Genomic DNA, 8,374 nt, shown 5'->3' with positions numbered 1-8,374 from the left:
TCCCCCGATAGCCCGACCACCACGACTGCTGTTCCACAGCAAGATTCCACACGAAACGCGCATGCCCGCAGTGCTCGTCAAGCCCAACGGCCTGTTCAGACGTCGGCGAAAGCCGGTAGCGGGACACACCCCTATTCTACGGAAAGGATTCGATCATGCGTTCCACCACTGAACACCGTTTCCTCTCCGACCTGAAGGTCGGAGTATCCACGGCGCAAATCCGATGACGACCCCGACGGCGGGTACCCCGGTCAGCGAGAGCAGCACAGCGGGACAGACCCCGACCGCCAAGCCCGAGCCGGACGCCGTTCCCGCTCAGGACGCCGGCGCAGAGGACGACGCCGCAGCGGACACCGACGCCGCCGCCCCGTCGGCGGCCCACGTCGCCGCCCAGCCCGCGGACGTCCGGGAGGAGGAGGCGGCCCAGGCGAAGGAGGAGACCATCCCCGCGCTCGACCTGAGCGGGGTGGTGAGCGGCTACGAGGACACGACGGTGCTGCGCGGCGTCTCCCTCACCGTGCCGCGCGGCACGGCGGTGGCGCTGCTCGGGCCGAACGGGGCGGGCAAGACGACGCTGCTGCGCACGGTCTGCGGGCTGCTGCGCCCCACCGCCGGCCGGGTCGAGATGGAGGGCACGGACATCACCCGGCTGGCGCCGCACCGCCGGGCCAGGCTGGGGCTGTGCCACATCCCGGAGGGCCGGGGCATCTTCCGGAGCCTGACCGTCCGGGAGAACCTGATCATGCAGTCGTTCCCGGGGGGAGAGTCCGCGGCCATCGAGCGCGCCGTCGAGGCGTTCCCGGTGCTCGGGGAGCGGCTCACCCAGACCGCGGGCACGCTCAGCGGCGGCCAGCAGCAGATGCTGGCCATGGCCCAGGCTCACGTGCGCAGTCCGAAGCTGATCCTCGTCGACGAGGCGTCCCTGGGCCTCGCGCCCGTGATCGTCGACGAGATCTTCGCCTTCCTGCAGGCGGTGAGCGCCGAGGGCACCTCACTGCTGCTGGTCGACCAGTTCGTGGTCCGTGCGCTCGGCATCGCGACGACGGCGTACGTGCTGCGGCGCGGTGAGATCGTCTTCGGTGGGCCCGCGGCGGAGCTGATGTCCGAGGACGTGTTCGCCCGCTACGTCGGCGGCGCCGAGGACTGACCCGACCCACGGCCCGTCACCGCTGCCCCACGCCGGCGAACCCTGCCCGGCGTGGGGCGGCTCTCTGTCCGGGGCCTGCCGCCGAAGGGGGCGCGAGGCGGGGGCAACGGGTTACGCTGCCCGCTGGCGGTTCGTCCGGTGCCGACCGTCGGCATCCGCCTTCCCGCGGGACGCCGAGGGGGGAGCCGATCACCGCCGGGCGCCTGTTGGCATGCCCACATTCACACACGTTGTCGGACACGCGATCATCGTGTTAATAATCTGCCCGTTATTCCCGACGGTTGGCGCGCGCTCCCCGGTCCTCGCGCCGGCACCGGGATCGACGGTGATCCGCAGGTGATCGGCGAAGAGGAGAAGGTCATGACAGCCCCGGCAGCCGGTTCCGTCCCGCCCCTGGTAGCGGGCCAGACCTACCAGGAGATGAAGGTCGGCAGCGTGTTCCGGACGCCGGCGCGCACGATCACCGAGACGGACCTGGTGCTGTTCCGCCAGCTCGTCGGCGTCTCCGAGCCGCTGTTCATGGACGCCGAGCACGCCAGGTCCGTCGGCTACACCGGGCGGCTCATCCCCGGGATGATGGTCTTCTCCTACGCCGAGGGCCTGGTCCTGCAGACCAACGTGCTGCACGGCACCGGCATGGCGTTCATGCAGACGGACCTGTCGATCAGCGCCCCCGTCTACGTCGGCGACACGCTCACCGTCGTCGTCGAGGTCACCGAGTCGCGCCCCGCCAGCCGCGGCAACCGCGGCGTGGTGACCACCCGCAACACCGTTCACAACCAGCGCGACGAGGTCGTCCTCACCTACAACCCGGTGCGCCTCATCCGCGGGGGCGAGTGAGCGCCGCCCGACAGGCACAGGAACCGGGCAGACAGACGACAGGAGCGGGGCAATGGGCAGGATCGCGCAGACCGACGGGCTCACCGACGTCCAGGCCGACATTCTGGCGGCCGTGCGCACGTTCGTGGACAAGGAGATCCTCCCAAACGCGGGTGATCTCGAGAAGAAGGACGAGTACCCCGAAGAGATCATCAACGCGATGAAGGAGATGGGGCTGTTCGGGATCACCATTCCCGAGCAGTACGGCGGCCTAGGCGAGTCGCTGCTCACCTACGCGCTGATGGTCGAGGAGATCGCCCGTGGCTGGATGAGCGTCTCCGGCGTCATCAACACCCACTTCATCGTCGCCTACCTGGTGCTGCAGCACGGCAGCGAGGAGCAGCGCGCCCGGCTGCTGCCGAAGATGGCCACCGGGGACTGCCGCGGCGCCTTCTCGCTGAGCGAGCCGGGCTGCGGCTCGGACGTCTCCGCCATCACCACCCGCGCCGAGCGCGACGGCGACGACTACGTCATCACCGGCCAGAAGATGTGGCTGACCAACGGCGCCCGCTCCGGTGTGGTCGCGACCCTCGTCAAGACCGACGAGGGCGCCGACTCGGTCTACAAGAACATGACGACGTTCCTGCTGGAGAAGGAGCCGGGCTTCGGCACCCACGGCGGGATCACCATCCCCGGCAAGCTCGACAAGCTCGGCTACAAGGGCGTCGAGACGACCGAGATGATCCTCGACGGCCACCGGGTGCCCGCGTCCGCCATCCTCGGCGGCGAGGACAAGGCCGGCCGCGGCTTCTACCAGATGATGGACGGCGTCGAGGTCGGCCGGGTCAACGTCGCCGCCCGCGCCTGCGGCATCATGATCCGCGCCTTCGAGCTGGGGATCGCCTACGCCCAGCAGCGCCGCACCTTCGGCCACCAGATCGCCGACCACCAGGCCATCGCCTTCAAGCTCGCCGAGATGGCGACCAAGGTCGAGGCCGGCCATCTGATGATGGTGAACGCCGCCCGCAAGAAGGACAACGGCGAGCGCAACGACGTCGAGGCCGGCATGGCGAAGTACCTGGCCAGCGAGTACTGCCACGAGGTGACCACCGAGTCGTTCCGCATCCACGGCGGCTACGGCTACTCCAAGGAGTACGAGATCGAGCGTCTCTACCGCGAGGCGCCGTTCATGCTCATCGGCGAGGGCACGTCCGAGGTGCAGAAGCGCATTATCAGCCGCGCCCTGCTCAAGGAGTACAAGCTCCACTAGGCCCCGCCGCACCCCAGGCGCGATCCCGAGCCCGCCATCCAGGAGAACGAGGCGATCCATGCAGTTCGGCCGGTACTACGAGGAGTTCGAGGTCGGCGCGGTCTACAAGCACTGGCCCGGCAAGACGGTCACCGAGTACGACGACCACCTGTTCTGCCTGATCACGATGAACCACCACCCGCTGCACCTCGACGTGAACTTCGCCGAGAAGACGACGCAGTTCAAGCGGAACGTGGTCGTCGGGAACTACGTGTACTCGCTGCTGCTGGGCATGTCCGTCCCGGACGTCTCCGGCAAGGCGATCGCGAACCTCGAGGTCGAGTCGCTGCGCCACGTCGCCCCCGTCTTCCACGGCGACACCATCTACGGCGAGTCGACCGTGCTCGACAAGGTCGAGTCGAGGAGCAAGGACGACCGCGGCATCGTGACCGTCGAGACCCGCGGCCACAACCAGGACGGCACCCTGGTCTGCATCTACCGCCGCAAGGTCATGGTCCCCAAGCGCGCCTACGGCGAGGCCCGCGGCGGCGAGCAGCCCGGCCGCCCCGAACCCGCCCCCCAGGCCTGACCCCTCCCGCCGCCTGGCCCCTCCCGCCGCCGGGCCAGACCAGCCAGGACGAAGCCGCCAGCATCGGGACGCACATCCCGCCTCCTGGCGGCTTCGTCATGTCCACGCCCAGCCGGTTGTCCGCGTCAGCCGACGCGGACAACCGCCTTTCCCTTATGCGTCCCTCGGCGAGGTTCGCGATCGCCCGGGGCAGGTCGGCGAGGTCGTACTCGCGGGCGATGGTGAGGCGGAGGCCGCCGTCCTTGACCAAGGCGCGCGCCGCCGCCGCGCTGCCGCGAGCCTGCTGGCCCAGACTTCCGGACCGGCCCAGCCGCCGCGCGGCGATCAGCAGCCTCCCGGACCGGTCGCGAACTCGGCGTGTCGTGTCCGATTCGTCCCTAGGTTCGCGACACAGACCGCCGTCACATTGCCAGAATGCTGCCACGGCCCGCCGCGCGCCGACGGCGACCATGACGATCACAGCTCGGCGCGCGGCCCAGCGGCATGCCCGCGGCAGAGGACCCAGCGGGCACGCCGGGCGGACGGGTCAGGCGATGCGCTCGTAGATGGCGGTGATGCCCTGGCCGCCGCCGATGCACAGGGTCTCGAGGCCGTAGCGGACCTCGCGACGGTGCATCTCGTGCAGCAGGGTGGCGAGGATACGCCCGCCGGTCGCGGCGACCGGGTGGCCGAGCGAGATGCCGGAGCCGTTGACGTTGAAACGGTCCCAGTCGCCGCCGGCGAAGCCCCACTCGCGGGTGCAGGCGAGCACCTGGGCGGCGAAGGCCTCGTTCAGCTCGATGAGGTCCATGTCGGACATCTTCAGGCCGGCCCGCTCGAGCGCCTTCGCCGTGGAGGGCACCGGGCCGATGCCCATCCGCGACGGCTCGACACCGGCGACGGCCCAGCTCACCAGCCGGGCCAGCGGCCGCAGCCCGAGCCGCTCGGCGGCCTCCGGGTGGGTGACGACACAGACGGACGCCCCGTCGTTCTGGCCGGAGGAGTTGCCGGCGGTGACCGTCGACTCCGGGTCCTCGCGGCCCATGATGGCGCGCAGCCGGCCGAGCGACTCGAGGCTCGAATCGGCGCGCGGGTGCTCGTCGCGGTCGACGACGACGCTCTCCTTGCGACCCTTGACCGTCACCGGGATGATCTCGTCGGCGAAGCGGCCCTCGTTCTGGGCGGCGACCGCGCGCTGGTGGGAGCGCAGCGCGAACTCGTCCTGCTCCGCGCGGGGGATGGAGTACTCGCGGCGCAGGTTCTCCGCCGTCTCGATCATGCCGCCGGGGACGGGGTGGTTCACGCCGCCGGCGGTGACCCGGCCGCGGGCGAGCGCGTCGTGCAGGGTGACCGAGCCGCTGTTCGGGCCCCAGCGCATCGAGGTGGAGTAGAACGCGGCGTTGCTCATGCTCTCCGCGCCGCCGGCGAGCACGACGTCGGAGACGCCGGTCTGGACCTGCATCGCGGCCATGGCGACGGTCTGCACGCCCGAGCCGCACCGGCGGTCGAGCTGCAGGCCGGGAACGGTGATGTCCAGGCCCGCGTCGAGCGCGACGACCCGGCCCAGCGCGGGGGCGTCCATCGTCGGGTAGCAGGAGCCGAACAGGACGTCGTCGATGTCCGCCGAGGTGAGCTTCGTGCGCTCCAGCAGCCCCCGGATCACCGCCGCGCCGAGCTCGTGCGCGCTCAGACCCTTGAAGGCGCCACCGTAGCGCCCGACCGGGGTCCGCACCGGCTCACAGATCACCGCGTCACGCATGACAACTCCTGTCCGCACCAGGTCGCCGGGGCCAGCTCGTGGCCACGCGGTCCACACGTCCGGGCGACGACGGCCCACTACGCGCTCCGCGCCAGCCCAACAAGGCCACCGGCCCCGCCTGAACGATAGCTCAGCCGAGACGCACATTCCCGATTCGTGACCGGCACCCCACCGCGTCCCGGTAGGCCCGACTTCACGGGTGGAAGTCCTGATCCCGGGCGCCGTCACCACTGATCCGCTTCGCTGGCGCCGTCCGCGCCCACCGGGCTAGGCTCGGGCGCTGGCGACCGGGCCGGCCGCCGCGGCGACCGACGCGACGGACCCAACCGACGTGCCAGGCAGGCGATGGACCAACCCGGGCGCCGGACGAACCCTGACGCCGGACGAACCCAGGCGGCGGGCCGGTCCAGGCGGCGGGCGACCGGGACGCGGAGGCCTCCGGGCTCGCGGGGGCTCTCCGACCCACCACTGTGAACGAGGAGAGATGCCGAAATGACCGAGACCCGACGCGTGGCGATCGTGACCGGGGCGGCCCGGGGCATCGGCGCGGCCACGGCCCGCCGGCTCGCCGCCGACGGCCTGGCCGTGGCGCTGCTCGACCTCGACGAGGCGGGCGCCAAGGAGGTCGCGGCGAGCATCGTCGCCGACGGCGGCTCGGCCCTGGGCCTCGCCGCGGACATCAGTGACGCGGCGCAGGTCTCCGCGGCGGTCGCCCGGGTGGCCAGCGAGCTCGGCGCGCCGACGGTGCTGGTCAACAACGCCGGCGTCACCCGCGACAACCTGGTCTTCAAGATGACCGAGCAGGACTGGGACCTGGTGCTGACCGTGCACCTGCGCGGCGCGTTCCTGATGACCCGCGAGGTCCAGAAGCACATGGTCGAGGCGAAGTGGGGCCGGATCGTCAACCTGTCGAGCACCTCGGCGCTCGGCAACCGCGGCCAGGCGAACTACGCCGCCGCGAAGGCCGGCATGCAGGGCTTCACCAAGACGATCGCCATCGAGCTGGGCCGCTACAACGTCACCGCGAACTCGATCGCCCCCGGCTTCATCGCCACCGAGATGACGCGGGCGACGGCTGACCGCCTCGGCCGGGACTTCGACGAGTACGCCGCCGAGCGGGCCAAGGCGATCCCGGTCGGCCGCCCCGGCCAGCCCGAGGACATCGCGCACACCGTGTCGTTCCTGGTCAGCGAGGGCGCGGGCTTCGTGTCCGGCCAGGTGATCTACGTCGCCGGCGGCCCGAAGGCCTGACGCGTCGGCCGCGGCGCGGCGCCGGCTCGGCCGGCGGGCTCAGGTCGGCCGGCGGGCTCAGGTCGTGAGCAGCCGGCGCAGCCAGTCGAGGCGCGCCGCCCCGGCCCGGCGGGCGAGCGTGGTGTGCGGCGCGAGCAGGTCGAAGCCGTGGAACCCGCCGGGCCAGACGTGCAGTTCCGCCTGTCCGCCGGCCTGCCAGATCCGGTTCGCGTAGGCGACGCCCTCGTCCCGGAAGGTCTCCGCGGAGCCGACGTCGAGGAACGTCGCCGGCAGGCCGGTGTGGTCGGTCGCGCGGGCGGCGGCGGCGTAGGGCGGCACGTCGGGGCGGCCGCGCCGCTCACCGAGCAGGGCCTGCCAGCCGAGCTGGTTGTCCGACCGCTTCCACACGCCCGTGCCGGCCATCTGCAGGGTCGAGTACGAGTCGTTGCGGTCGTCCAGCATCGGGCACATGAGCAGCTGGCCGAGCAGCGCCGGGCCGCCGCGGTCGCGCACCAGGTGGGCAAGCGACGCGGCGAGGCCGCCGCCCGCACTCGCCCCGGCGATCACGATCCGGCGCGGGTCGGCGCCGAGCTCGGCGGCCTGCTCCACCACCCACCGCAGGCCCGCGTAGCAGTCCTCGACCGGCGCGGGATACGCATGCTCGGGGGCGAGCCGGTATTCGACGGACACGGCGACGAGCCCAAGCTCCAGGCACCAGTCGACCACGGCGCCGAAGCCGAGCCGTCGGTCGCCGAGCATCATGCCGCCGCCGTGCATGAAGTACACCAGCGGCATCGCCGCCGCGGCGGCACCGGCGGCGCTCCCCGCGGGCCGGCAGACCAGCAGCGTCACGTCCGGTGCGTCCGGCGGGCCCGCCACCGTGATCTCGCGCGTCTCGGCCGCCCCCGCGCGGGTGAGATCCTCATGCGCGATCAGGGCGCCGCTGCTCGCCCGCATGGCCTCGAGGGCGTCCAGGGTGATCTCCGGGGCTCCCGCGCTCACGAAGGCGTCCAGTACGGCGGCGAGCTCGCCGTCGAACGGCGGCGGTGGGCCCACCTGTTCCCCGCGGACGGACTCGATGGCGCCTGTCATGCGATCCTCCCGGCAAAACCCGGAAAATAGATATATGATTTATATCACTCTACCGTTGGCGGCCGCTCGCGGTCGAGCCGGCTCCCCACCTTCGGGCAGGTCCACGAGGGATCCAGCGCCGTTCCACCTTCTCGACGCCGACCCTCAGAGCCGATAGCGTCAAATTATTGTTCTTCATCAGGTCAGGCCGGTGGCCAGCTCCGCGGCGCGCCCCGGCGGAAGGTGAGGGTCGATGGACGTCGGCGTCTACTTCGACATGCGCAACCCGCGCCGGTGGCGCCGGGACCCGGCCGAGCTGTACGGCGCCTTCCCCGAGCTGTGCGAGGAGGCCGAGCGGCTCGGCCTCGACGCCGTCTGGGCCACCGAGCACCACGGCTTCGACGACGACTACCTGCCCGCTCCGCTGACCCTGCTGGCCGCGGCCGCCGCCCGGACCCGCCGAGTGCGGCTCGGCACCGGCATCGTGGTGGCGCCGCTGCACGCGCCGGCGGAGCTCGCCGAGCAGGCGGC

The 8,374-nt window shown here is 71.7% G+C and carries 9 protein-coding genes; 6 read left to right on the top strand and 3 right to left on the bottom strand.

The window, feature by feature from the left end:
* Positions 1-127, bottom strand: a 127-nt coding sequence (locus tag AC6EXY_RS32635; protein ID WP_499818661.1) for a helix-turn-helix domain-containing protein, incomplete at its 3' end; no start/stop codon positions are given.
* A 96-nt stretch (positions 128-223) separates the two neighbouring features.
* On the opposite strand from AC6EXY_RS32635, the gene AC6EXY_RS32630 reads away from it, so the two are divergent.
* The 4 genes from AC6EXY_RS32630 to AC6EXY_RS32615 all read left to right on the top strand — a co-directional run bounded on the left by AC6EXY_RS32630 (position 224) and on the right by AC6EXY_RS32615 (position 3,804).
* Positions 224-1,147 carry an ABC transporter ATP-binding protein gene (locus AC6EXY_RS32630; RefSeq protein ID WP_133150787.1) on the top strand — a complete coding sequence of 308 codons (924 nt, stop codon included), beginning with the start codon at positions 224-226 and terminating at the stop codon, positions 1,145-1,147.
* Between the two features lie 360 nt (positions 1,148-1,507).
* A complete protein-coding gene (locus AC6EXY_RS32625; RefSeq protein ID WP_101833324.1) occupies positions 1,508-1,987 on the top strand; it encodes a MaoC family dehydratase in 480 nt (159 codons plus the stop codon).
* 52 nt (positions 1,988-2,039) lie between these two features.
* Positions 2,040-3,236 (top strand): acyl-CoA dehydrogenase family protein, encoded by a 1,197-nt coding sequence (locus AC6EXY_RS32620; RefSeq protein WP_499818943.1) that lies wholly within the window; start codon positions 2,040-2,042, stop codon positions 3,234-3,236.
* Between the two features lie 58 nt (positions 3,237-3,294).
* Positions 3,295-3,804 carry a MaoC family dehydratase gene (locus AC6EXY_RS32615; RefSeq protein WP_101833321.1) on the top strand — a complete coding sequence of 170 codons (510 nt, stop codon included), beginning with the start codon at positions 3,295-3,297 and terminating at the stop codon, positions 3,802-3,804.
* A 526-nt stretch (positions 3,805-4,330) separates the two neighbouring features.
* On the opposite strand, the gene AC6EXY_RS32610 is transcribed toward AC6EXY_RS32615, so the two are convergent.
* Positions 4,331-5,542, bottom strand: coding sequence for an acetyl-CoA C-acetyltransferase (locus AC6EXY_RS32610; protein WP_101833148.1), 1,212 nt, complete (start codon positions 5,540-5,542; stop codon positions 4,331-4,333).
* A 492-nt stretch (positions 5,543-6,034) separates the two neighbouring features.
* On the opposite strand from AC6EXY_RS32610, the gene AC6EXY_RS32605 reads away from it, so the two are divergent.
* Positions 6,035-6,793, top strand: a complete 759-nt coding sequence (locus tag AC6EXY_RS32605) for an SDR family oxidoreductase (protein ID WP_101833149.1) — start codon at positions 6,035-6,037, stop codon at positions 6,791-6,793.
* A 57-nt stretch (positions 6,794-6,850) separates the two neighbouring features.
* On the opposite strand, the gene AC6EXY_RS32600 is transcribed toward AC6EXY_RS32605, so the two are convergent.
* The gene (locus AC6EXY_RS32600) at positions 6,851-7,864 is read right to left on the bottom strand and encodes an alpha/beta hydrolase (protein ID WP_499818942.1); all 1,014 of its coding nucleotides are present in this window, start codon (positions 7,862-7,864) and stop codon (positions 6,851-6,853) included.
* Between the two features lie 232 nt (positions 7,865-8,096).
* Here AC6EXY_RS32600 and AC6EXY_RS32595 point away from each other — a divergent pair.
* Positions 8,097-8,374: LLM class flavin-dependent oxidoreductase (locus AC6EXY_RS32595; protein ID WP_499818941.1), on the top strand; the 278-nt coding region annotated here is incomplete at its 3' end.

The organism is Frankia sp. RB5, assembly GCF_059816245.1.
The sequence above is the reverse complement of the archived record's forward strand: the minus strand, read 5'-3'. Positions and strand labels throughout refer to the sequence as shown.

Coding starts and splice junctions, on each gene's coding strand:
- AC6EXY_RS32620 (WP_499818943.1), top strand. CDS start 2,040: ATGGGCAGGATCGCGCAGACCGACGGGCTCACCGACGTCCAGGCCGAC.
- AC6EXY_RS32625 (WP_101833324.1), top strand. CDS start 1,508: ATGACAGCCCCGGCAGCCGGTTCCGTCCCGCCCCTGGTAGCGGGCCAG.
- AC6EXY_RS32605 (WP_101833149.1), top strand. CDS start 6,035: ATGACCGAGACCCGACGCGTGGCGATCGTGACCGGGGCGGCCCGGGGC.
- AC6EXY_RS32600 (WP_499818942.1), bottom strand. CDS start 7,864: ATGACAGGCGCCATCGAGTCCGTCCGCGGGGAACAGGTGGGCCCACCG.
- AC6EXY_RS32630 (WP_133150787.1), top strand. CDS start 224: ATGACGACCCCGACGGCGGGTACCCCGGTCAGCGAGAGCAGCACAGCG.
- AC6EXY_RS32615 (WP_101833321.1), top strand. CDS start 3,295: ATGCAGTTCGGCCGGTACTACGAGGAGTTCGAGGTCGGCGCGGTCTAC.
- AC6EXY_RS32610 (WP_101833148.1), bottom strand. CDS start 5,542: ATGCGTGACGCGGTGATCTGTGAGCCGGTGCGGACCCCGGTCGGGCGC.